Raw genomic sequence first — 24,301 nt, 5'->3', positions numbered from 1 at the left:
GAATGGAAAAACCCAAAGCAGTCAAAAAGCCCAGTATTTTTAGTTTATTAGGAAATTACAGGGGCTTAATATTAATGCTGATCCTGTTTGCCCTGTTAAGTAATGGTATAAACCTGCTCTTACCTAAAATCATTGCACACGGAATCGACGCTTACACTAATAATACATTTCACCTCCAACCGATCCTGATTCAATTTGCCGGTGCCATTGTACTGGTTTTTATCTTTACTTATTTACAGAGTATTGTACAAACCTATGCATCAGAAAGGGTTGCCCGCGATTTAAGGACAAAGCTTTCTGATCAGATTTCGAGACAGAGCCATGCTTACATCATTCAGGCTAACCCCTCAAAATTATTAACCAATCTTACTGCCGATGCCGATTCGATTAAAATGTTCGTTTCCCAGGCCATTGTTTCCATCTGTTCTTCTATTTTTTTAATAGTTGGTGCCAGCATTCTGCTTTTAATCATCAACTGGAAACTGGCATTATGCGTTATTGCTATTGTACCAATTATAGGCGGAGCGTTTTTCTTCGTACTGAGCAAAGTACGGGTGCTTTTTAAAAAGAGCAGGGAAGTAATCGACTGGTTAAACAAGGTAATTAGCGAAAGCATTTTAGGCTCTGCTTTAATCCGCGTAATTAACTCGCAACAGCTTGAATACAATAAGTTTTTAGATGCAAATGCCAAAGCGAGGGACTTAGGACTTTCCATCCTGCGCCTGTTTGCCGGATTAATTCCAATTATCATATTCGTTTCTAACTTATCGGGTTTATGCATTCTGGTTTTAGGCGGGCATTTTGTAATCACCGGTTCAATGAGCCTGGGCGAGTTTGCCGCTTTTAGCAGTTACCTGTCGCTAATTATCTTTCCTATTTTGGTTATTGGCTTCATGAGTAATGTTATTGCCCAAGCCACAGCCTCTTATCAGCGCATTGAAACTGTATTAAATGCTGCAGAAATTAATCATCCGGGTACATTAACCACCACACTTTCAGGCGAAGTAGAGGGCAAAAATATTACTTTAAATTTTGGGCAGAAACCCATTTTAAAGTCCGTTTCATTTTCTGCCAAAGCGGGCTCCAAAACGGCTATTATTGGTCCTACAGCGGCTGGGAAAACACAGTTACTATATATATTAACAGGTTTAATTGAACCCGGAAGTGGCGAAGTGCTTTTTGATGGCCATGAAATTAAAAACTACAACCAGGAAGAGTTTCACAAGCAGGTAGGCTTTGTTTTTCAGGATAGCATTATGTTTAACATGAGTATCCGCGAAAATATTGCCTTTAGCGATACCGTTACCGATGAGTTTTTAGCTAAAGCCATTGCTACTGCCGAACTTAAAGATTTTGTAGAGGCATTGCCCGATCAGTTAAACACGATTATTTCCGAACGGGGCAGTAGTCTATCAGGCGGACAAAAACAACGTATTATGCTGGCGAGGGCATTGGCACTTAATCCTAAGGTATTGCTGCTCGATGATTTTACTGCCCGGGTAGATACCAATACCGAAAAGCGGATTTTAGAAAATATCCAGCAAAATTATCCCGGTTTAACCCTTATCTCAGTTACTCAAAAAATAGCTTCTGTTGAACATTATGATAAAGTAATCTTGCTGATGCAGGGTGAAATTATTGCAGAAGGAACTCATCAGGAACTACTGAAAAGCAGTCCTGAGTATGTTCAGATTTACAATTCACAACAGAGCACCAGTAATTATGAACTACAATCTTAATCAGCTTAGCGAAAAGCGCGAGAAGCAATCGACCTTTAAATCGCTTAATAGCCTGCTTAAACTGATCTCGGCAGAGCGTAGAAACCTTTGGCTGGCGCTTGTTATTATTTTAATTAACTCGGGTTTGCTGCTGCTGGGACCATTGCTGGTAGGCCATACGGTTGATACTTACATCCGCACCAAACAATTTCATGGCGTACTTGTTTTTGGAGGCATTTTGCTGGCCATGTATATGGTTGCAATGGTTACAGGCTACACCCAAACAAAATTGATGGGCGGTGTAGGCCAGCGGATGTTGTACACTTTACGTAATGCTATTTTTAATAAATTACAGGAATTTCCGGTTTCATTTTTTAACCAAAACAAGGCAGGCGACCTCATTTCGAGGGTAAATAACGATACCGATAAAGTAAATCAGTTTTTTTCGCAGTCGCTGATGCAGTTTATCAGCAGTATTGCAACGATGATTGGTGCGGGTGTTTTTCTGCTGTCCATCAACATCGAATTGGGTGCAGCAACACTTTCGCCCGCAGTAGGGATTGTTCTTTTTACGGTGGTGTTATCACCCTGGGTAAAAAGACGGAATGCCAAAAATTTAAAAAGTGTAGGCGGTATGAGTGCCGAAATTCAGGAAAGCCTGAACAATTTTAAGGTAATTATTGCTTTTAACCGGCGCGATTATTTCAGAAAACGTTTTGATGAGGCCAATAAAGAAAACTATAAAACTGCTATTGGAGCAGGTTTAGCCAATAATATTTTTGTACCTGTTTATGGTTTGTTGTCGAGCACTGCACAGCTGATTACGTTGTTATTTGGTATTTATTTAATTTCGACCGGAAGTTTTACGCTGGGTTTATTGGTGAGTTATATTGCCTACACCACCAACTTTTATAATCCATTAAGGCAACTGGCAGCCCTATGGACGAGCTTTCAGGTAGCGATGGCCAGTTGGGATCGTATTTCGCAGATTTTAATGCTCGAAAGTGATTTAAAGCAGATCGAAGATAAAGGAACTGTTAACGGTGATGCTTTACTGGAATTTAGAAACGTGCATTTCTCTTACGATGAATCGAAAGAGATTTTGCACAACATTAACCTCAAATTTGAGAAAGGCAAAACCTATGCTTTAATCGGCCCAACTGGTGGCGGTAAAACCACTACGGCCTCGTTAATTTCGCGTTTATACGATTCTACCAAAGGAACTGTGCTGTTAAATGGCAAAGATATCCGTTCATTTTCGGCTGCAGAGCGAACACAGAAAATTGGTTTTATTTTACAGGAACCATTCTTATTTACCGGAACGGTGAAAGAAAATATCCTTTACGGCAACAGCCAGTACCAGAATGTAAGTGATGGGGAGCTCGAAAAAATAATTGAAGGAGCCAATTTAAATGCCCTCCTGGCCATTTTTGACGAGGGGTTGAATACACCAATTAACTCCCTATCGGATAGTATAAGTCTGGGCCAAAAGCAATTGATAGCCTTTATGCGTGCAGTTTTGCGCAATCCAGAGTTGCTGATCTTAGACGAAGCCACAGCAAATATCGATACCATTACTGAGCAACTTTTGAGCGATATTTTAAATAAATTATCAAAAGAAACCACATTGGTAATTATCGCACACCGTTTAAATACGATCGAAAATGCTGATGAAATTTATTTTGTGAATGAAGGCGAGGTGCAAAAGGCCGGTACGCTTAACGATGCATTAAATATGTTACTCAAAGGAAAGCGGGTAAGTTAATATTTTTATAGACCTTACAGGTTTTAATAACCTGTAAGGTCTGGAAATCAAATCATCATCAATGAAAAAATATTTTTTCGCTCTGGCATTTTCTGTCATTAGTGTAGCAGCAGTTGCGCAAAGCGCAAAGCAGCAGATTTTTGTTCAGGACAGCCTAAAGCTTGTTTCTTCGCAGTTTAAATTTACCGAAGGTGCTTCGGTAGATAAGCAAGGCAATGTTTTTTTTACCGATCAACCGAATGATAAAATCTGGAAATATGGTACGGATGGCAAACTGAGCATGTACATGGACAAATCGGGTAGGGCCAACGGAACTTATTTTGATAAGAGGGGTAACCTGATTGTTTGCGCCGATGAGCACAACGAAATCTGGAAGATAGATAAAAATAAAAAGGTTACGGTGCTTTTTAGCGATTTTGAGGGTAAGAAGGTAAATGGCCCCAATGATATTTGGTTGGATGCCAGAGGCGGCATTTACTTTACCGATCCTTATTACCAGCGTGATTACTGGACACGGAAATCGCCTGAAATTGAACCTCAAAGGGTTTATTATCTACCAAAAGGCAAGAAAACAGCCATTGTTGTTGCCGATAATGTATTAAAACCGAATGGAATTGTGGGTACACCAGATGGCAAGTTTTTGTACGTGGCCGATATGAAAGCCAATAAAACTTACCGTTACAATATTGAACCCGATGCATCATTAACCGGTCAAACGTTAATTTTAAACCAACATTCTGACGGCATGACGCTCGATACCGAAGGCAATATTTATGTAACCGGTAAAGGCGTAAATATTTACAAGCCAAATGGCGAACAAATTGGCCATATTAATATACCTGAGGAGTGGTGCGGCAACATTTGTTTTGGTGGAAAGCAAAGAAACATACTTTTTATAACGGCTTCGAAATCGATTTATACCATACATGTAAATGCTAGAGGAGTAGAGTAGTGGCTTTAAATAGTGCTATAATGTATTAGAACGCATAAAATTCCGTAAACGTTAGCAGAAATTTTTTTCTGTTCAGTTTATTCAGAAGTCAAAAATATTAAACGCATTAATTAGTTTTGGGTTCCTACTTATAGGGATAGACGACTATGAAAAAGCCCTCTCAGGATTGAAGGGCTTTTTTACTTTTTACAGTCAGCTACGATTTTAAATTCTGCAAATACCCCGTTGGGGTAACCCCAAACTCTTTTTTAAATGCCTTTGTAAAGTACGATTGGGTTTGTATCCCTATACGGTACATTACTTCAGTCATCAGTACATCTTCAGTCTTCATAATTTCGATGGCTTTTCTAAGCCTTGCCGATCTTACAAACTCTCCGATGGATTGCCCGGTAATTGATTTAATTTTTTGATAAAGTTTGGTTCTGCTCATGCCAATTTCCTTACACAAATAATCTATATCCATTTCAGGATTAATCATTTCAGCATCGATAATGGCCAGTAATTTGGTTAAAAAGGCCTTGTCTTTTTCCGAATGGGCCAGTGTTTTGGGTTCGGTATCTTTATGTTTTAAATAATGGTCTTTCAGTTTTTGTCGCTGCTCAAAAATATTTTTGATAGTTAACTGAAGCAGATTAATATTGATGGGTTTGGTAAAATACATGTCTGCGCCTGATGTTGCACCTTCAATTTCGGCTTCTAAACTATTTTTGGCGGTAAGCATTAAAAAAGGGATATGGCTGGTTTCAATATCATCCTTAATTAAACGGCAAAATTCTGTTCCGTTCATTCCGGGCATCATCACATCGCTGATGATTAAGTCGGGCAGCTCTTTCCGGGCTTGCTCCAGTCCTGTATGGCCATCAATGGCTTCACTAATCTGATAAACCGGACTTAAAGTATCTTTTAAAAATGTTCTCAGCTCGTCGTTATCATCTACAATTAGAATGCGGGTTTCGGTACCGGCTGCTGGGCCGACTGTGTTTTGTATAGGCATTTCTGTTTCCGAGCGGTAGCTGATGCTTTCTAAACGGGTACCACCCGCTTCTGTATGCTGACTAAACTGTTCTGCCGGACTGTAATCTTCCTGGTTGTATGGAATGCCAATTATAATTTCTGTTCCCTCATTGCGCTCGCTCGATACCTGTATTAATCCTTTATGCAAGAGGGTTAAGCTCTTTACAAAGGCAAGGCCAACACCCGAGCCTAAATGTGTTTCAGTAATGCGGTAATAACGCTCAAACAAATGCTGGATAGAGCTTTTCGAAATGCCAATACCGCTATCTATTACACGCATATAGATATACGCACTGGCTTGGTACTCGCTTTTTACAACCAGTTGGTTTTCAAAAGTCGGTTTTAAAGCTGCTTCACCTGTAAAAATCTGAAGCTTGAGCGTACCGCCAGATTTGGTATATTTAAGCGAATTGTTGATCAGGTTGAGAATAATTTTCTCGATTACCTGCCTGTCGAACCAGATATTGGCTGGCAGGCTTTCCTTTTCTACCGTAAAACGGATTGCTTTTTCGGCTGCCATTTCTGAAAATTCTTCAGCAAGCTCATCGATAAACAAACTCAGATTACCGTTAATTACATTTAGTTTTAAAGCTCCTGAAGCTGTTTTTCTAAAATCCATCAACTCGTTTATCAACCTTAACAAGCGGTTAGCGTTGCGGTGTATGGTTTGGTAATAATTTTGGAAACTTTCCTGTGTATCTTCTTTCAGTAAACGCTCTATTGGCCCGAGTATTAACGAAAGTGGGGTGCGGAATTCATGCGAAATATTAGTAAAGAACTGGAGCTGGGTTTGATGCATTTCCTCCCTTTTTTCTTCTTCGATTTTTCTGATCTCGAGCCTTCGTTTAAAGCTTAATGCAGCATAAGTGAGATACAGGGTAGTGGCTATAACCAGTAACCTAAACCACCAAGTGGCCCAAAAAGGTGGCGATATTACAATTTTTACCGCGGTACCTGTATTGTTCCATACATTGTCGTTATTGGATGCCCGTACATTGAAAGTATAGGTTCCGGGATCGAGGTTAGTATAAAATGCTTGTTTTGCATTGCCTACATTGATCCAGTTTTCGTCTTCGCCTTCAAGTTTATAGGCGTAATTATTATTCTCGTTGGCTACATAATTTAGGCTTGCAAAGCGGAAAGATATGGTAGCCTGATCGTAGTCGAGATGGATTTCTTTGGTATAGCTGATTTCGTTTTCGAGTACCGATCCTGGTATATTGGGTAAAATCTGCTGGTTAAAAATCCGGAATTCGGTGAGGTAAACAGGCGGAATAAATTTATTGGTTTTAATGTCGTCAGGTAAAAACGAATTAAAGCCATTGGTGCCTCCAAAAAACATTTCGCCGCTTTTGGTTTTTAAATAAGCATTGGCTTCAAATTCGAGGCCCTGCAAGCCGTCGCCGGTATTGTATTTTTTATAACTATGGTTTTGCGGGTTAAATTGGGTAAGCCCTTTTGCTGTCGAAATCCAAAAATTGCCCTTGGCATCCTCTGTTATTCCTTTAATAAATTCGGTAGAGAGGCCTGCTTTAGTGGTATATAGTTCGAATTTATTCTGGCTGCGATTAAAGCGGTATAAACCCGTTTGTCCAATCCACAAATTTCCTTTGCTATCGATAAAGATTACACGTAAATCGGGCCTTTTACCACTGCCCATAAAATAATGTGTAAATACCTGTGTGTTTAAGTTGTAGCAGTTTAATCCGCCATCATCGGTACCAATCCACAGGTTTTTGTAGTGGTCTTCATTAATCGAAACCACATTGTTTCCGATAAGCTGGGTACCATTCCGGCCTTTTTCTATTCGCTTAAATTGTCTGGTTTGCAGGTCGAAAAGGTTAAGTCCACCATAATAAGTGCCTATCCAGATGTTTTTATTGCTGTCTTCAAACGATTTCTGCACATAATCTGACGAGATAGAAGCCGAATTGGCTGGATTATGGTTAAAACGCGTAAAAGTGCCATCGCCACGCATCAGGTTCAGTCCGCCTGCCCAGGTGCCAATTAATATAGTACCATTCTGGCTTTCGGTGATATCGAGCACAGCGTCGGCTCCAATAGTGCTGGCATTAAATGGATTATAGCGATAATGGGAAAAAGTTTTGTTTGCTTTATTGTAGATGTCGAGCCCGCCACCATCAGTACCAATGTAAATATTGCCGGCCCTGTCTTCGTGAAAAGCCTTTACATCATTGTAGCTTAAACTGTTTTTATTGTGTTCCTGGCGTACCAGTTTAAACTTGTCAGCCTGCGGACTATACAGGTTTACACCTCCGCGGTGGGTACCAATCCACAAATTTTCCTGCCGATCGATAAAGAGGGCCGAAACTGTGCGTTGCGATAAGCTGAAGGCGTTGCCAGGTTCGTTTTGGTAATGGGTAAAAGTTTCTGTTTTTGGGTCCAGATGATCTAAACCACCATTAATGCCGCCAATCCAGATGTTGTTTTGCCTGTCGAAAGCAATTGCCCTAACCAGATCACTCCCTAAACTGTTTTTGCTGGTTTCCTGGTGCTGGTAAGTTTTTATTAAATTATTTTGAGGGTTGTAATGGATCAACCCGCTTTCTTCTGTTGCCAGCCAAAAAGAACTATCAGCTGCTTTTTTTATGGCCCTGAATACTTTGTTTTCTAAACCGTCTATTGGGCTCGATATACCTGATTTAAGGTTTAAAACATGGATGCCGGCATCGGTTGCCATCCAGATATTTCCATTGGTGTCGCTATAAAGGTCGTTAATATAATCTTTTCGACTCGCTTTAGCGGTCGATTTAAATGGATATCTGCTAAAACTGTTCTTTGCTACATTGAGTAGGTTAAGGCCGCTGCCATAAGTACTCACTAAAATTCCTTTACTGGTTTCTTTAACCGAGGTAATGAAGTTGTTGGTTAAAACATTTTTTTCGTTAGTGCGGTAAGTGGTAAAATTATTTTGCTCGGCATTAAACCTATTTAAGCCATCGGAGGTTCCCACCCAGAGGGTATGGTTTTTATCTTCAAATATACATCTGATGAAATTATCGCTAAGGCTGTTGGTGTCATTACTGTGTTTGTAGTAAGTAATCTGGCCGCCATCATATTTGTTTAGCCCATCGCGTGTACCAAACCAGATAAAGCCCCGGTGATCCTGAAAAATGCATTCGATGGTGCTATTCGATAAGCCATCTTCTACACTTACATGTTTAAATTTTAAATTCTGGGCCTGCACGTTTCCCAGTGATAAAATCAAAATAAAGAAGAAAATGGTTTTAATTAGTGCAGTCATTCGGTGTTCGGTCAGACGGTTTCTGAAGCGGTAAATATAATTTATTTTTCACGAACCTATTCATTTAAGAAAACGGTCCTTCCCAGCTTGCCTGGGAATCCTAATGCTTTGGCTATGCTAGTATAATGCTTTAGGATTCCCGTTTTTACGGGAATGACGGATCGGGGTAGGGTGATTTTCTATAGGGAATCCGTTGTAAAGAATCCGACCTCCCCAGCTTGCCTGGGAATCCTAATGCTTTGGCTATTCTGGTATGGTGCATTACGATTCCTGTTTTCACGGGAATGGCGGATTTGGGTAAGGTGATCTTCTATAAAAAATCTCTCAAAACCTGTTTTAAATGCCTTAAATGAATATAATATGTCGATTAGCACAAAAGATATGAACGATAGCACAAAGCCAATTGGGGCATATAGTGTTCTTTTGTAGGTATAATTCTAACCATAATATTCTATGCACAATTTTACATCTTTCTTCAGGAGTAACAAGCGAATCTTAATGCTTTTACTGTTGATTTTTACAAACGGATATCTTTTTGCACAGCAGGCTACCATTACCGGTGTTGTAAAATCGGCACCCGATAATTTAGGCGTGCCTGGCGTAAGTATCCGTTTAAAAGGTACATTAATTGCCACATCAACCGATGCACAGGGTAATTTCAGTATTAAGATTCCGGCAAAGGCAGGTATACTGGAGTTTACTTCTGTAGGCTACCAAACCAGGGAAATCCAGGTTACTAAAACCACTAATTTTACCGTTACCTTAACCGAAGATGCGGCAACATTAAACGATGTGGTGGTAGTAGGTTACGGAACCACCCGAAAGCAAGACCTTACAGGCTCTGTAGCAGTTGTAGGGGTAAAGGATTTCCAGAAAGGAAGTATTACCACACCCGAGCAAATGTTATCGGGTAAAGTTTCGGGTGTAGCCATTACTTCTAACAGTGGCCAACCGGGCAGTGGAAGCACTATTCGTATTCGTGGAGGTTCTTCGCTCAACGCCAGTAACGATCCTTTATTCGTAATTGATGGTGTTCCGTTAGAAAATGGCGGCGTTTCAGGTGCGTCCAATCCGCTTAGCTTTATTAATCCGAACGATATTGAAACATTTACAGTTTTGAAAGATGCTTCAGCAGCTGCTATTTATGGTGCCAGGGCCGCAAATGGTGTTATTATCATCACTACAAAAAAGGGATTGGGTGATGGTTTAAAGGTAAGTTTCAATTCGGTTAATTCTATTTCGAAAATTGTTAAGCAGCTCGATGTGCTTAGTGCAGATCAAATCAGATCGATTGTGAATGCCAATGGTACCGTGGCCCAGAAAGCGCAATTGGGCGGTTTTAATACCAACTGGCAGGACCTGATTTATCAGGATGGGATTTCTACCGATAACAACATCAGCATTAGCGGCGGGATTAAAAAATTGCCTTACCGTTTATCTGTTGGTTATCAGAACCAAAGCGGCATACTAAGAACCGATCAGCTGGAAAAAAGATCAGCAGCATTTGTACTCAATCCGCGCTTTTTTGATAACCATTTAAAAGTTGATATCAATCTGAAAGGAAGCATGCAGAAAACCCGTTTTGCCAATTCTTCCGCTATTGGTGGTGCTGTAAGTTTCGACCCTACACAGGCTACTTATACCAACCGTGCGGATTACAACGGCTATTGGGAATGGCTCGACCCGACAACACCAACGGGTTTGGTTAATTTGGTAGGGCGTAACCCTGTCGGATTGCTTGAGCAACGCGAAGACCGTGCTAAACCCTTGCGCAGTATCGGCAATATTCAGTTAGATTATCAATTTCACTTTTTGCCCGAATTGCATGCCAATTTTAATGCTGGTTACGATGTAGCTTCGGGTAAAGGAACTGTTTATGTAGATCCGAATGCTGCAGAATCTATTTTAAGTAACGGGGTGGGTAATCAGTACAAAACAAACAGGAGAAACACTGTAGTCGATTTTTACCTCAACTACATCAAAGAATTTAAATCGATAAAAAGCAGGATCGATGCTACTGCCGGTTATTCTTATAACGATTATTTAACCACACAATATTTTTATCCCAGTTTTGATGCAAATGGCAATAAAGTGCCCAATTCAGATCCCGCTTTTGCTTTTAACAAGCCTCAGTACCGCTTAATCTCTTATTTCGGGAGGTTAAATTACAATTACGATGAACGTTTTCTGTTAACGGCAACATTGCGCCGTGATGGTTCATCGCGTTTTGGTCCAGCCTATAAATACGGCCTTTTTCCTTCGGTAGCCTTGGCGTGGACCGTTAAAAACGAATCGTTTTTAAAAGATATTAAAGCCATTTCGGCAATGAAACTACGTGCCAGCTATGGTATTACCGGTCAGCAGGATGGTATTGATAACTATGGTTATTTGTCTACTTACGGTTTGAGCTCGCTAAATGCCCAATATCAGTTTGGCAATACTTTTTATCAGATGTACCGCCCAAGTGCCTACATTGCCAATATTAAATGGGAAGAAACTGCAACCGCGAATATTGGTTTGGATTTTGGCCTTTTCGATAACCGCATTACCGGTAGCCTGGATGTTTACCAGAAAAAAACCAGCGATTTACTGAACAGAATTCCTCAACCCGCCGGAACCAATTTTGCGGCCACAGCCATCGTGAATGTGGGCGATATGAAAAATGAAGGGGTAGAGCTTACCTTGAATTTTAATCCCGTTAAAGCAAAAGACTTCGACTGGAATTTCAGCTTCAATGCTACCTATAATAAAAACACCATTACCAATTTAACGGTTGTACCTAACGATCCAAATTACGCAGGTTTCCCGAGTGGTACCATTGCAGGTGGTGTAGGTGGGCAGAATGCCTTTATTAATGCAGTTGGCGGACCAAAAAATACCTTTAACCTTTTCGAGCAAGTGTACGATCAGGCGGGTAACCCAATTGAGGGTGTGTATGTAGATCAGAATGGCGATGGTATTATCAGTCCGAGCGACTTTAAGAAAGGCAAACAAGCCGATCCAAAGGTGTTTTTAGGTTTTAGCAATAACCTGAGCTATAAAAAATGGAACTTGTCTTTCACCTTAAGGGCTAACCTGGGCAATTATGTGTACAACAATAATTTTAGCCAGAGTGGCAACCTGACGCAGATTTTAGGTACAGCCATTATCTTAAACGGATCGCCAAACTACCTGACAACCAATTTTAAAGGGCAACAGTTGTTGAGCGATTACTATGTGCAGAATGCGGCTTTCCTGCGTATGGATAATGTAAATCTGGGTTATTCGTTTGGTCAACTTTTTAAAAGCAAAGCCAGCCTGCAGCTTACCGGTAGTGTACAGAATGTATTTGTGGTAACCAAATACAAAGGACTCGATCCTGAAGTAGCTTCTGGTGTAGATAACAACATCTATCCAAGGCCCCGCGTATTCTCTTTAGGCTTAAACCTTAATTACTAAACAATGAACTGTTTAATCAAAAAATATATGAAACTACGTGTTTTACAATTAAGCACACTGGCTTGTATGGTATCTGTTTTACTGGCAGCATGCAACAAGTTAGATCTCACGCCAACCAACGATTTAACGGCTGATAAAGTTTATACCACCGCTGCAGGTTACAAGCAAGCGCTGGCTAAAGTTTACGGTGCTTTTGCCCTTACCGGAAATGCATCTGTTGGCCAGCCCGATATTCCATCAGAAATTATCAAAGATGAAGGGAACTCTGATTTTTTAAGGCTGTACTGGAACTTACAGGAATTAACTACCGATGAAGCCGTATGGTCGTGGAAAAACGATGCGGGCATTCAGGGATTGCACGAGCTGAGCTGGTCGTCAATCAATTCCATCATCAATGGATTGTATTACCGTTCTTTCTTTCAGATTACCTTGTGCAACGATTTTATCAACCAATCGTCGGATGATAACCTGAGCAAACGAGGCATAGTGGGAGCTGATGCAGACCAGGTGCGTAAATTCAGGGCCGAAGCGCGATTTATCAGGGCTTACCAATATGCGGTGCTAATGGATATTTACGGAAATCCGCCATTGGTAACTGAAACCACTGAAATTGGTGGCAAAGACCTTCCGAAACAGATTCAGCGCAAAGATTTGTTTACTTATGTAGAAACGGAACTGAAAGCAATAGAAAATGAACTAAGCGCACCAAAAGCCAACGAGTACGGCAGGGCCGACAGGGCTGCAGACTGGGCTTTATTGAGCCGGATTTACCTCAATGCCGAAGTGTACACCGGTACAGCCAGATATACCGATGCCATTACCTATTGCAATAAAATTACTGCTGCGGGTTATACTTTGCATGGCAATTACCGCGAACTAACCATTGCCGATAACCACTTAAATACCGACGAAAATATTTTTACCATTAATTATGACGGTACCAATACCCAGAATTATGGCGGTACAACTTATTTAATGCATGGGCCTGCAGGGGTGCCAGCTGATGTTTCGGGTTCGAACGGTAACTGGGGAGGTTTACGCATTACCCAGCAGTTTGTAAATCTTTTTGCCGATAAAACAGGCGCAACCGATACCAGGGCACAGTTTTACATGTCGGGACAGAACATGGAGATCAATGATCTTTACACCTCTACCGATGGTTATTCGAGCACCAAATACCGCAATAAAACCCGTTCGGGCGGTCCTGCACCACACCAGGATGTAGCCAAAGATTTTTCTGATATCGATTTCCCGTTGTTCCGCCTGGGCGAAACCTATTTAACCTACGCCGAAGCTGTGTTGCGCGGCGGATCGGGTGGTAGTTTAACTACTGCGTTAGATTATGTGAACAAATTGCGTACCCGCGCCTACAATGGCAGTACAGCAGGTAACATTAGCTCGAGTGCTTTAACCACCGATTTTATCCTGGATGAACGTGGACGTGAGCTTTGGTACGAAGCTTCGCGAAGGACAGATTTGATCCGCTTTGGAAAATTTACTACCGCTGCTTATTTGTGGGCCTGGAAAGGCGGGGTTAAAACAGGCACGGCAGTAAACAGCAAGTATAATCTTTATCCATTGCCACCTACTGATCTTTCAGCCAATCCAAATCTACGTCAAAACACAGGTTATTAATTCAGCTTTAACAACATGAAAACGATATTTAAACTATTTGCGATTACCTTGCTTTTGGGCAGCATTTTGTTTGCCTGTAAAAAAGAAGCGAGCACCAATATTGTCAATCCGCCCAATTCAGCGGCGCTGGCTTTCAAAAGCTCTGCCTCTGCAGTGGTTTTAACTGCGGCAAACGATGCAGAAAAAGTAGTTACCTTTAATTTTAAGGCCGCTAACTTTGGTGTAAGCATCATACCTACTTATTCTTTGGAGTTCGATTTGCCTTCAGATACCGTTGGTGCCAATGCCTGGGCCAATGCTATTGTGGTAAAAATACCTGCCGGAACATTTGAAAAAGCCTATTTAGGTGCAGATCTAAATTCGCTGGCGGGTGTTCAGCTCAATCTGCCTACCGGAACGGTAAGTACTTTGGCGGTGCGTTTAAAGGCAGAGGTTACTCAAAACACCGGAACTGCATCAAGCATCAAACCAATTTACGCTGCTTTAACCCTAACCGTTACCCCTTATAAGGCAACAATCGAATATCCTGCCTTGCTGGTTAAAGGAGGTAATTCATGGAAAACACCAGCAACAAGAACCAATGGCTTGCTATTAACCTCATCAAAATTCAATTCGAAATATGAAGGTTACCTGAACCTGCCCAATGCCGATGGCTGGGGAGGAGACGGGTTTCAACTGGTATCGACAAAAGATGTTAGCAAAATTTATGGCTGGGGTACTTCAGCCACTACAATGAGCCTGGGTGGAGGTAATTTATGGCTTACACCAGCACCAGCATACATGAAGGTAAATGCCGATGTAGACGCTTTAACCATTAGCTATACACCTGTTAAGTTCTTTATTTCGGGCGATGATAACGGATGGAGCACTTCATCAACCCCAATGGTTTATAACGCCGGTACCGGTAAATGGGTGGCGGCCAATGTAGCTTTAACCGCCGGAAAAACATTTGTTTTTACCTGTAACGGTGGTTACGACATCAGTTATAAAGTAGATGCCACTGGCGCATTGGTTTATGCCGGTGCACCAACCTGGGGCGGTATCAATATTCCGGTGGCCAAAACCGGGGTGTACACGGTTACTTTAGATTTAAGCGCCGGAGATGGAAATTATAGCTATTCAGTTAAATAAAATGATTATGTTAACGATAAAAAATATAAAACAGATGAAATGTTTTGCATTAATTGCCTTATTAATTACAGCCAATGTAAGCTGCAAAAAAACGGTTAAAGGTGAAACACAGCTTTATCCCGCACCCGATCTGGTAGGAACTTATGCCAAAGGTGCCGATGTAAGCTGGATTACAGAAATGGAAGCTGCCGGTAAAAAGTTCTACAACAATGCAGGCGAACAGCAGGATATATTCAAAATACTGAAAGATAAAGGGATCAATACCATTCGCTTACGGGTTTGGGTAAATCCAGCATCGGGTTACTGTAATACTGCCGATGTGCTGGCTAAGGCGAAGCGGGCAAAGGCAGCTAACATGCGTTTGCTGATCGATTTCCATTACAGCGATTCGTGGGCCGATCCGGGCCAGCAAAATAAACCAGCTGCCTGGGCAACACAGGATTTTGCCACATTAAAAGCTTCAGTGTATAACCATACGGTGGAGGTATTGACGGTTTTAAAAAACAATAAAATTGTACCCGAGTGGGCGCAGGTAGGCAACGAAACCAACAATGGCATGCTATGGAACGACGGAAAAGCATCGGTGAATATGAAAAACTTTGCTGATCTCGTAAGCTCTGGTTATAACGGGGTTAAAGCCGTAGATCCTGCCATTAAAGTGGTGGTACACATTTCAAACGGATATGACAATGGCTTGTTCCGCTGGATTTTTGATGGATTGAAAAATAATGGCGCCAAATGGGATGTAGTGGGTATGTCTATGTATCCCTCAGCCAGCGATTGGTCGGCAAAAAATACGCAGTGTTTAACCAACATGACGGATATGGTTTCGCGTTACGGATCGGAAGTAATGATTTGTGAGCTGGGTATGCCCGTTACTGATGCTGCGGTATGTAAGGATTTTATTAAAGATTTAATGGCAAAAAATAAATCTCTGCCAAACAACAAAGGCCTCGGCGTTTTTTATTGGGAACCACAATCATACAACAGCTGGAATGGCTATAAGTTAGGCGCTTTTGATGACACGGGCAAACCAACCGTTGCCATGGATGCATTTTTGCCTTAATATAAAGTTGGTCCGGATTTGTAACTAGAGTTGGTCCGGATTTGTAATCCGGATCAGTTAAATACGGGATTTTAAATCCCGACTAGCGAACAGAAAATCATCTATCTATTTATTTAAAGTAATTACCCTATACATGTTCCTTTTAAGAAAAATATTTTTTACCATTTTAGTGCTTAACCTTTTTTATATCAATGCTTTTGCACAGCGAACGGAGGTTTTGTTAGATGAGGGCTGGAAATTTTCTAAAGGGAATTTCCCCACTGCGGCCGAACCTGGTTTTAACGATACGCGCTGGGAAACAGTAAGTGTACCACATGATTGGGCTATTAGCGGACCGTTTGATAAAGAAATTGATAAACAGGTAACAGCAATTACCCAGAATAACGAAACCAAGGCAACTGAAAAAACTGGCCGCACTGGTGCTTTGCCTTACGTTGGCGAGGGCTGGTACAGGAAAAAGCTCAATCTGCCGGTAATTAAACCAAACCAAAAAGTTTTACTACAGATTGATGGTGCCATGAGCGAACCACGTGTGTACCTGAATGGAAAGCTGGTAGGGCAGTGGAATTATGGCTACAACTATTTTTATATCGATATTACCAATGCGTTAAAAACGAACGATAACCTATTAGCCATTCATTTGCAGAATAAGCCTAAATCATCGCGCTGGTACCCCGGTGCTGGTTTGTACCGTAATGTGCACCTCATTATCAAATCAGGTCAAAGTGTCGATCAATGGGGCATTACCGTAACTACACCTGTTATTAAAAAAGAATTTGCGAAGGTGAACATCAAGACCAGGTTAACAGGCAAAGGCCTGCGTTTGGTTACGCAGATTTTGGATAGCTTAGGCCAGCAGGTGGCTCTTGATACCGCTAAATCAATTTTTGGCAACGAAGCAGAACAAAATATAGCCGTAACAAACCCACATTTGTGGAGTCCCGAAAGCCCGTACCTGTACACCGCGGTTTCGACGGTCTACGAGGGGAATGTGCCTAAGGATGTGGTGCGTACCCGGTTTGGGATCAGGGAAATTAAGTACACTGCCGGCCTTGGCTTTAGCCTGAACGGGAAAGTGCGCAAGTTTAAAGGGGTTTGTTTGCATCACGATTTGGGGCCGCTGGGTACTGCCATTAATACAGCCGCGCTTAAAAGACAACTCACTATTTTAAAGGAAATGGGTTGCGATGCCATCAGAAGCTCACACAACATGCCTTCGCCCGAGCAACTGGAGCTTTGTGATGAAATGGGTTTTATGTTCCTGGCCGAAAGTTTCGATGAATGGGCAAAAGCCAAGGTAGAAAACGGTTATCACCTGTATTTCAATACCGATGCAGAAAAAGATATTGTTAACCTGGTGCAGGCAACCAAAAACCATGCTTGTATTGTAATGTGGAGCTCGGGTAACGAAGTGCCCGACCAGTTTGGTGCAGAAGGAGTAAAAAGAGCGAAATGGCTGCAGGAGATTTTCCACCGCGAAGATCCTACCCGGCCGGTAACAGTGGGTATGGATCAGGTTAAAGCCACCATGCAGTCGGGTTTTGGCGCATTGATGGATATTCCGGGTTTAAATTACCGCGTACATCTTTATGAAGAAGCAAATAAGGTATTTCCACAAGGATTTATCCTGGGCTCAGAAACGGCATCAACGGTAAGTTCAAGAGGGATATATAAATTTCCGGTTGTAAAAGGATTTGATAAACAATATCCTGATTTTCAGTCCTCTTCCTATGATTTGGAATATTGCAGCTGGTCTAATGTGCCTGATGACGATTTTGTTTTGCAAGACGATAAACCATGGGTAATAGGAGAGTTTGTTTGGACTGGTTTCGATTACCTGGGCGAACCTACGCCTTACGACAGCAGCTGGCCATCAAGAAGTTCATATTTCGGGATTTCTGACCTTGCAGGTTTGCCTAAAGACCGTTACTATTTGTACAGAAGCCGCTGGAATACAACAAAACCAACCCTGCACTTGTTGCCTCATTGGAACTGGGCCGGTAGAGAAGGAGAAACCACTCCGGTTTTTGTGTACACCAGCTACGATAGTGCCGAGCTCTTTTTAAATGGTAAAAGCCTTGGTGTGCGTAAAAAAGACAAATCTACACCTCAAAACCGTTACCGCCTGATGTGGATGGATGTTAAGTACGAGCCAGGAACTTTAAAAGTAGTTGCTTTGGATAGCAATGGGAAACCGGTAGCCGAAGAGCAAATCACCACGGCAGGTAAACCCTATAAAATTGTGCTAACACCCGATAGAAAGGAAATAAAAGCAGATGGTAAGGATTTATCTTTCGTAACCGTTTCGATAGTGGATAAAAATGGAAATCCATGCCATACGGCGAGCGATCAGTTAAATTTTGAGGTAAGCGGAGCAGGAGCATTTAAGGCTGTTTGTAATGGCGATGCAACTTCGCTCGAGTCGTTCGAGAAACCTACTATGAAACTTTTTAGCGGTAAACTGGTAGTGGTGGTACAGGCCAATAAAAAAGGCGGACCGATAAAATTAAATGTGAAGGGAAAAGCCTTAAAGAGCGAGCCTTTGCAGATTGTTGCCGTGCAATAATAAAGCTGTTTTTACCCGGGATGACGATGCTGTGCTGCAATCGTCATCCCGACATTGCTTTTATAATCTTTCATCTCTACAGATTTAGCTACGTTAAGCAGCCCTGGCCCTTGGTTGTATTACTTTCGATCGAAACGATTAGGGTTTTGTAAAAATAAAGTGGGTACACAATTTCTGCTACATTTTTGGGTTTAATGATAAAGGTTTTAATTTGAAAACTGAATGTATAGGTGCTGTTACAATTCACCACCATTCAGATAATTTTTTAAATTAGCATATATTAAAAAAAACCTGATAGCTTATGGAAAAACTTAAAGAAGAAACCAAAATCAAAGCTTTCTTAAGCAGGATAAAAACAGAGTGGCCCGGAATAGTCGAGCGCTTTGAATTTAAAACAAAAAGTGTAATCTATGTTCATTTAAAAGAAGGCGTATCCAGCATGGATTTTTTGGGTAAACTTTCGCGACAGGTTGAACGTTTTGTCGATTTTACCATGCCAATTATCCTTTATCACATTGAAAGTGATGGCATGAATTTAAGATCGCATCCAATTAATTGGTATTCATCTCTTGCACAAAGAAAGGCGTGATAATCTTATTTTGGGATGCAATTAGGCTGATTTTTTAGTCGAAGGTGTAAAGATAAACTTTACAGTTGTGAAACTTTTTGCGCATTATTATCAATTTTATTTGCTTGTAATTTTGGTTTTTGGGTTTTAATCCTATTTTTGGGTCTTTAAATTTAAAAACATCCAGTATAATGAAAAACGGAACAGTAAAATTTTTTAACTCAGAAAAAGGCTTTGGCTTTATTAAAGAGGAAAGCGGAACTGAGATTTTTGTGCATGCATCAGGCCTGATTGACGAAATCAGAGAAAATGATACAGTTGAATACGAAGTTCAAGAAGGCAAAAAAGGCCTTAATGCAGTGAAAGTAAGAGTTGTATAATTCTTCCCCTAAAAAGATTTTGAGCAGGATTTAGTCCTGCTTTTTTTTTGCCTTATTTTTCGATTTTACCTAAATCCACTGCTATACACCTGAGTGTAGCCACACTCCATTGTTGTTCAGAAAATGAATAGGGGAGGTTGAAAAAAAATCGTGCTCATTTTTAACGAATTACCTTTTTTAACACTTTCTAGCGGCTTTTGTATAGTTGTTTTCTGGATTGGATTTTTATTTTTGTTACTGTCGATACAGTCGGCCGGAACCAGAAAAACTAAATATTTTTGCAACTTTCTATTTTTTCAGCATCTACGCCTGCCACATACAATAAACGTCTGGATGAAGGCACTTTTATGGCAGCCGCTCAATTTGTGATGGCGCTTAATTTTGCAACAGAATTTGAGCTTCTAAGCCTTTCGGCTATGAATGTGCAGGCTACCAATAAAAAAGGAGGACTCGTATTTGTAAGAAACGGAAAGCTGAAAATGCACCCCGAGATTTACGATCACCTTGCACTTATATCCATATCTTCTATCTGCGCTTCGAGTGTTTATGCTCACGGGCTTGACAAAATTTCGACGGAAATTATACACCTGCCATACAGCGATGGTTTATTGGATGTTAAGGGGGCAGAAGAAGATTATATGTCGTTTAAGCGTTTATGTAGTCCCGTTTGCAGGTTTTTCTTGCTTCATCCTAAAAAAGTGCAGTGGTCGGCTATTTTGACTGCATTCAGGTTCTTTTTAATGGATGGCATATGGGAAGTAGTTGCTTTTGTAGCTAAGGCCATTCATCAGGCCGATGCTGATGTATGTTCATGTGCACAACTGTTAGATGAAATGCATAAACAGGATTGGTATGCCGATTTTGCTGTATCCCTTCAAAATTTTCACCAATCCAGATACCCTTTAAGCAAAGCCAGCTTAACCGCTGAACTTCCTGAAATGGCGTAAATGGGGCTATTTTAAATAGTTTTCGAGCATTTCAAGAATTGGGTCTTCTATACTTCTGTTGCCCATGTTATTCAATTTCTGCTGGGAAGAATTGTGTTTTTCGATATATGTGGCTTCTGTTTTGTTGAATTTTAGATAACCCTGTTCAAAATAACGTTCCTCTATCTCCGAAGAAGAATCAAGCGAACGGAACCATAATTTGATCAATGAGCCTGTCATTTTATCAAAATAAAGCCAGTGATAAGTTGCCTCCGCATCTGCATTTGGAGGTAAATCAAGACGTTGTATTTCTAGGATAACCGTTTCTGAATTTTGGAAGAAGTATAAAACCCTGTATTTAGCCGACATGTGGGCAAAAATAAGACTTAATTTTTGATCAGAAAAGGGAATTATGTTGTTTAGATTGAATTAAGATTAAGACATTTATTGTATAAAAATACAGATGGTCTGGTAATGAGGAGGGTACTAGCTTGCTTAAGGTTTAAGGTGGAAGTTTTAGGGTTCGCCGAACAAGGTTGAAGGTCAAACGTTTAAGCTTTAAGCTCATTTACATGTTTCATTACGATTCCCGCCTACACGGGAATGACGATCCGCTATATTAAAATAGCCCCTTATATGTACTTAGGTGTCTTAGGTGGTAAATTTAAGCGCATTAATGTTTTTCGCCCTTAATTACTTTGAACAAATGAAAAACATGCGGAAATAAAACATCCATACTTTCTTCCACACCGTTTTTGGAGCCTGGAAAGGTGAGTACAAGCGTTTGACCAATAAAACCCGCTACGCCTCTGGAAAGCATCGCATAAGGCATACGCTCTTGCCCGTACTGGCGTGCAGTTTCCATAATACCCGCTATAGGCCGGCCAATTAAAGGCAAAATGGCATCGGGGGTAACATCACGTGGCGAGAGCCCGGTGCCTCCGGTAAAGATCAGCAACTGGTAGCCTGCATTGCTCAGTTCAGTGGCTTTATTGCCAATGGCTTTAACATCATCCGGTACAATTTCATATTGCCCGGTATCAATACCAAACTGTTCGAGACGTGCAATAATGGCCTTGCCCGAGCTGTCTTGCGCTTTGTTCTCATAAACCGAATCAGAGCAAACCACAACTGCAGCCTTAATTTCAGGAAACCGTGCATTTTTAAGGTCTGATTTGCCGCCCGATTTTTTAAGCAGCTTAATATTGGCTATTTCTATGCCTTTATCAATCGGCTTAAGCATATCGTACATGGTTAATGCCGCCACAGAAGCACCATGCATGGCTTCAACTTCAACACCGGTTTTATAAACGGTATGTACTTCAACGGTAATGACAACCTCCAGATCGATGATCTCGTAGGTAATAGCCGTATACTCGACCGGGAGCGGGTGGCAATCGGGAATAACATCACTGGTTTTTTTTACGCCAAACAGTCCGGCAGCACGTGCAAATTCGAATACATCGCCTTTGGGTATTTTACGTTGCTCAATGGCTTCGATAGTTTCCTGCTTCGATACTTTTACAGTAGCACAGGCAATGGCAATCCTTAAACTGTTTGATTTTTTTGTGATGTTAACCATATTAAATATTTTCTTTCCACTGGTGGGTTTCGTCTTCAAATATTTCTTTACCCCACACCGGTAACTCTGCTTTTAGGCGCTCCACCACTTCGCTACAGGCATCAATTGCAGGTTTGCGGTGCGCAGAAGAGGTAAATACAAACAGGCAGATTTCGCCAGCCTTAATGTTACCCAAACTGTGGTAAACGTGCATACAGTTAAGCGGGTATTTTGCAAAAACAGCTTCCCTTATCTCGTGCATTTTTTCGAGTGCAAGGGGTTCGTAAGTGGTATATTCGATTGCCGAAACAAGTTTGCCACCTATTTCATCTTTCCGTACCTGGCCCATGAAAATACTGTGGCCACCAATACCCGTTTTACAGCTGTGTTTTGCAATGCTATCGGCAATAAAGGCCGGATCTATTTTGCCCTGTACAAATATGTTTTTGATCTTCTTTTCGCTCATGTTAGGGTCTGATAAAATAATCTCTCCATTTAACAATTCCGCCTTTTAAGCTGTATATTTTTTTAGTATTACCAAATTTCTCCTGTAATGCTTCGGCGGCGGCAACGCTTCTAATTCCGTGCTGACAAATTAAAACCACATGTTTTTGCGAAAATCCTTTGGTTATAAAGTTAGCCAGTTCAGACATGGGTACCTGTGTGAAAATCTGTTTATCCAGTACTGGTACTTCGTGTTTTTCGCGTACATCGATCAGTATTACCGATTCTTGTTGCCTGAGTTTGGTAAGCGTTGCTGTATCTATTTCTTCGTATCCGTAGGGAGCTTCGCAGGTATCCTGATATTCCATAGTTAAAAATTCAGCAACGGTTTTGGGCAAAATATAGTTATTGGCCTGACTGATGCTGATGATGTATTGCTGGTGTGTAAGTAAATTGTAGTTAAGTATTTTGTTGCGCAGCGACTCGCCCGTTTTGGTAATCAGTTTAATCGTTTCGGCTGCTGCCATTGTGCCAATTATGCCCGGTAGAACTCCTAAAACGCCATTTTCTGCACAATTTGGAATTTCGCCCTTGCCTGGTGGTACCGGAAAAATATCACGGTAATTGGTACTTTCGGCTAAATTATCAGCAGCATTAAATATGGCCAGCTGACCTTCAAAACCCGAAACGGCTGCAAATATCAAAGGTTTGCTCAGCAAGGCACAGGCATCGTTAATCAGATACCTCGATTCAAAATTATCGGTTCCATCCAGAATATAGTCGTAGCGGGATAAAATATTGAGGATATTGCCTTTCTGCAGCCGGATAGGGTGCGTAACAATCCCAATCTGGGGATTCATTTCCTGCAACCTTTTTGCAGCTATCTCGGTTTTTAATTTTCCGATATCGGCAGTGGTAAACAAGATCTGGCGGTGGAGATTAGACAACGATACCGTATCATCATCCACAATCCCTAAATGGCCAATGCCTGCTGCCGCCAGGTACTGCAATGCCGGGCAGCCCAGTCCACCGGCGCCAATAACCAGCACCTTTGCTTTTAACAGCTGCTGCTGTGCCGCTTCGCCAAATCCTTTCAGAATAATCTGCCTGTTGTATCGTTCTGCACTCATTCTTATTATCCTCCTGAAAAGGGCGGCATGATGGCCAATGTATCTTTATGGTTAATTGCGCTGTTATCTTGTACCAGGTGGTTGTTTAACGCAAATTTGTATTTAATATCTTTCAGCTTTGGAAACAGCGTTTCTAAATGTATTTTTAACTTATCGGTATCGGCAATTTCAGCGATATCAATTTTTTGATTGCCTATAAATTCTGCAATCTTTCCAAAACTGATGATTTCAATTTCCATGGGGCTAATTTACCTGTAAGATGTTGATTTTACTCAATCCTTTTACAAATCGCCTGCCAGTAGCAAAATCACTCGCTGTAATGACGGCAATATTACCTTTTTCGGCTTTGGCCGGATTGGTATCATAACTGGTTAAAACGAGTAACTGATTTCCGGTTGGGGAGTTAAAAATCTCGTTCCATGAATATACTACCTTATAATTATCAGTTGCGGTAAATACCAGATAAAACTCACTCAGTTTTTTAGGCGAATCGGTATCGATTTCTACTTTGGCCAGAATATCTTTTAACAACACCCCTTTAACATTTTTGATACTGCTTTTGCGCTGCATCAAGTGGTTAAAAACAGTAATACTATCTAAACTAACGGTTTGGTATTGTTTTAAATCAGAGAGGTTAACGGTTAAAGTGTTTTTAACTTTTCCTTCAATTGTAAATTGTTTGCTTTCCTGAGCTTTAGCTGTAAAAGTGGCAAATAGTAAGGCGATAAATAAATATTTCATA

The 24,301-nt window shown here is 41.1% G+C and carries 18 protein-coding genes; 11 read left to right on the top strand and 7 right to left on the bottom strand.

From position 1 onward, the window contains the following. The first annotated feature begins 2 nt into the window (after positions 1-2). The 3 genes from DBR40_RS18530 to DBR40_RS18520 all read left to right on the top strand — a co-directional run bounded on the left by DBR40_RS18530 (position 3) and on the right by DBR40_RS18520 (position 4,435). Entirely contained in the window at positions 3-1,739 is a 1,737-nt protein-coding gene (locus tag DBR40_RS18530) for an ABC transporter ATP-binding protein (RefSeq protein WP_124561228.1), read from the top strand. After that, positions 1,723-3,483: an ABC transporter ATP-binding protein gene (locus tag DBR40_RS18525; RefSeq protein ID WP_124561227.1), complete on the top strand. Its 1,761-nt coding sequence runs from the start codon at positions 1,723-1,725 to the stop codon at positions 3,481-3,483. Before DBR40_RS18530 ends, DBR40_RS18525 begins: the two co-directional genes overlap by 17 nt. 61 nt (positions 3,484-3,544) lie before the next feature. Continuing rightward, a complete protein-coding gene (locus DBR40_RS18520) occupies positions 3,545-4,435 on the top strand; it encodes an SMP-30/gluconolactonase/LRE family protein (protein ID WP_124561226.1) in 891 nt (296 codons plus the stop codon). A 196-nt stretch (positions 4,436-4,631) separates the two neighbouring features. On the opposite strand, the gene DBR40_RS18515 is transcribed toward DBR40_RS18520, so the two are convergent. Beyond that, the gene (locus tag DBR40_RS18515) at positions 4,632-8,714 is read right to left on the bottom strand and encodes a hybrid sensor histidine kinase/response regulator transcription factor (RefSeq protein ID WP_124561225.1); all 4,083 of its coding nucleotides are present in this window, start codon (positions 8,712-8,714) and stop codon (positions 4,632-4,634) included. A gap of 453 nt (positions 8,715-9,167) precedes the next feature. On the opposite strand from DBR40_RS18515, the gene DBR40_RS18510 reads away from it, so the two are divergent. The 8 genes from DBR40_RS18510 (at position 9,168) to DBR40_RS18475 (ending at position 20,445) form a co-directional block, all read left to right on the top strand. Beyond that, entirely contained in the window at positions 9,168-12,152 is a 2,985-nt protein-coding gene (locus tag DBR40_RS18510) for a SusC/RagA family TonB-linked outer membrane protein (RefSeq protein ID WP_124561224.1), read from the top strand. Positions 12,153-12,179: 27 nt separating this feature from the next. After that, on the top strand, positions 12,180-13,787 hold the full coding sequence (locus tag DBR40_RS18505) for a RagB/SusD family nutrient uptake outer membrane protein (RefSeq protein WP_124561223.1): 1,608 nt from the start codon (positions 12,180-12,182) through the stop codon (positions 13,785-13,787). A 15-nt stretch (positions 13,788-13,802) separates the two neighbouring features. Beyond that, positions 13,803-14,918, top strand: coding sequence for a SusE domain-containing protein (locus DBR40_RS18500; protein WP_124561222.1), 1,116 nt, complete (start codon positions 13,803-13,805; stop codon positions 14,916-14,918). A gap of 7 nt (positions 14,919-14,925) precedes the next feature. After that, positions 14,926-15,984 carry an arabinogalactan endo-beta-1,4-galactanase gene (locus DBR40_RS18495; protein ID WP_233603931.1) on the top strand — a complete coding sequence of 353 codons (1,059 nt, stop codon included), beginning with the start codon at positions 14,926-14,928 and terminating at the stop codon, positions 15,982-15,984. A 133-nt stretch (positions 15,985-16,117) separates the two neighbouring features. Then, complete coding sequence (locus DBR40_RS18490; RefSeq protein ID WP_124561221.1) at positions 16,118-18,550, top strand: DUF4982 domain-containing protein; 2,433 nt, start codon at positions 16,118-16,120, stop codon at positions 18,548-18,550. A gap of 301 nt (positions 18,551-18,851) precedes the next feature. Beyond that, positions 18,852-19,139 carry a hypothetical protein gene (locus DBR40_RS18485; RefSeq protein ID WP_124561220.1) on the top strand — a complete coding sequence of 96 codons (288 nt, stop codon included), beginning with the start codon at positions 18,852-18,854 and terminating at the stop codon, positions 19,137-19,139. 170 nt (positions 19,140-19,309) lie between these two features. Further along, complete coding sequence (locus DBR40_RS18480; protein WP_124561219.1) at positions 19,310-19,498, top strand: cold-shock protein; 189 nt, start codon at positions 19,310-19,312, stop codon at positions 19,496-19,498. 278 nt (positions 19,499-19,776) lie between these two features. Then, entirely contained in the window at positions 19,777-20,445 is a 669-nt protein-coding gene (locus tag DBR40_RS18475) for a hypothetical protein (RefSeq protein WP_124561218.1), read from the top strand. Between the two features lie 6 nt (positions 20,446-20,451). Here the strand turns inward: DBR40_RS18475 and DBR40_RS18470 are convergent, their stop codons facing one another. The 6 genes from DBR40_RS18470 to DBR40_RS18445 form a co-directional block, all read right to left on the bottom strand. Then, complete coding sequence (locus tag DBR40_RS18470; RefSeq protein ID WP_124561217.1) at positions 20,452-20,793, bottom strand: hypothetical protein; 342 nt, start codon at positions 20,791-20,793, stop codon at positions 20,452-20,454. Between the two features lie 304 nt (positions 20,794-21,097). After that, on the bottom strand, positions 21,098-22,006 hold the full coding sequence (gene moaCB, locus DBR40_RS18465) for a bifunctional molybdenum cofactor biosynthesis protein MoaC/MoaB (RefSeq protein ID WP_124561216.1): 909 nt from the start codon (positions 22,004-22,006) through the stop codon (positions 21,098-21,100). A 1-nt stretch (position 22,007) separates the two neighbouring features. After that, positions 22,008-22,451, bottom strand: a complete 444-nt coding sequence (locus DBR40_RS18460; RefSeq protein WP_124561215.1) for a molybdenum cofactor biosynthesis protein MoaE — start codon at positions 22,449-22,451, stop codon at positions 22,008-22,010. A gap of 1 nt (position 22,452) precedes the next feature. Next, entirely contained in the window at positions 22,453-23,559 is a 1,107-nt protein-coding gene (locus DBR40_RS18455; RefSeq protein WP_124561214.1) for a ThiF family adenylyltransferase, read from the bottom strand. Between the two features lie 5 nt (positions 23,560-23,564). Beyond that, positions 23,565-23,798 (bottom strand): MoaD/ThiS family protein, encoded by a 234-nt coding sequence (locus DBR40_RS18450; RefSeq protein WP_124561213.1) that lies wholly within the window; start codon positions 23,796-23,798, stop codon positions 23,565-23,567. Positions 23,799-23,802: 4 nt separating this feature from the next. After that, a complete protein-coding gene (locus DBR40_RS18445; protein WP_124561212.1) occupies positions 23,803-24,300 on the bottom strand; it encodes a molybdopterin-dependent oxidoreductase in 498 nt (165 codons plus the stop codon). Position 24,301: the final 1 nt, after the last annotated feature.

Origin of the sequence: Pedobacter sp. KBW01 (assembly GCF_003852395.1) — a bacterium.
In the GTDB taxonomy this organism is placed as follows: Bacteria; Bacteroidota; Bacteroidia; order Sphingobacteriales; family Sphingobacteriaceae; genus Pedobacter.
Note: the sequence above shows the minus strand (reverse complement) of the source record. Positions and strands in the feature narration are given on the sequence as shown.

Bases quoted from the DNA above. Each gene is read 5' to 3' on its own strand.
- DBR40_RS18490 (WP_124561221.1), top strand. From the start codon at position 16,118: ATGTTCCTTTTAAGAAAAATATTTTTTACCATTTTAGTGCTTAACCTT.
- DBR40_RS18510 (WP_124561224.1), top strand. From the start codon at position 9,168: ATGCACAATTTTACATCTTTCTTCAGGAGTAACAAGCGAATCTTAATG.
- DBR40_RS18500 (WP_124561222.1), top strand. From the start codon at position 13,803: ATGAAAACGATATTTAAACTATTTGCGATTACCTTGCTTTTGGGCAGC.
- DBR40_RS18505 (WP_124561223.1), top strand. From the start codon at position 12,180: ATGAAACTACGTGTTTTACAATTAAGCACACTGGCTTGTATGGTATCT.
- DBR40_RS18450 (WP_124561213.1), bottom strand. From the start codon at position 23,798: ATGGAAATTGAAATCATCAGTTTTGGAAAGATTGCAGAATTTATAGGC.
- DBR40_RS18470 (WP_124561217.1), bottom strand. From the start codon at position 20,793: ATGTCGGCTAAATACAGGGTTTTATACTTCTTCCAAAATTCAGAAACG.
- DBR40_RS18530 (WP_124561228.1), top strand. From the start codon at position 3: ATGGAAAAACCCAAAGCAGTCAAAAAGCCCAGTATTTTTAGTTTATTA.
- DBR40_RS18445 (WP_124561212.1), bottom strand. From the start codon at position 24,300: ATGAAATATTTATTTATCGCCTTACTATTTGCCACTTTTACAGCTAAA.
- DBR40_RS18495 (WP_233603931.1), top strand. From the start codon at position 14,926: ATGTTAACGATAAAAAATATAAAACAGATGAAATGTTTTGCATTAATT.
- DBR40_RS18520 (WP_124561226.1), top strand. From the start codon at position 3,545: ATGAAAAAATATTTTTTCGCTCTGGCATTTTCTGTCATTAGTGTAGCA.
- DBR40_RS18480 (WP_124561219.1), top strand. From the start codon at position 19,310: ATGAAAAACGGAACAGTAAAATTTTTTAACTCAGAAAAAGGCTTTGGC.
- DBR40_RS18455 (WP_124561214.1), bottom strand. From the start codon at position 23,559: ATGAGTGCAGAACGATACAACAGGCAGATTATTCTGAAAGGATTTGGC.
- DBR40_RS18485 (WP_124561220.1), top strand. From the start codon at position 18,852: ATGGAAAAACTTAAAGAAGAAACCAAAATCAAAGCTTTCTTAAGCAGG.
- DBR40_RS18515 (WP_124561225.1), bottom strand. From the start codon at position 8,714: ATGACTGCACTAATTAAAACCATTTTCTTCTTTATTTTGATTTTATCA.
- moaCB (WP_124561216.1), bottom strand. From the start codon at position 22,006: ATGGTTAACATCACAAAAAAATCAAACAGTTTAAGGATTGCCATTGCC.
- DBR40_RS18525 (WP_124561227.1), top strand. From the start codon at position 1,723: ATGAACTACAATCTTAATCAGCTTAGCGAAAAGCGCGAGAAGCAATCG.
- DBR40_RS18460 (WP_124561215.1), bottom strand. From the start codon at position 22,451: ATGAGCGAAAAGAAGATCAAAAACATATTTGTACAGGGCAAAATAGAT.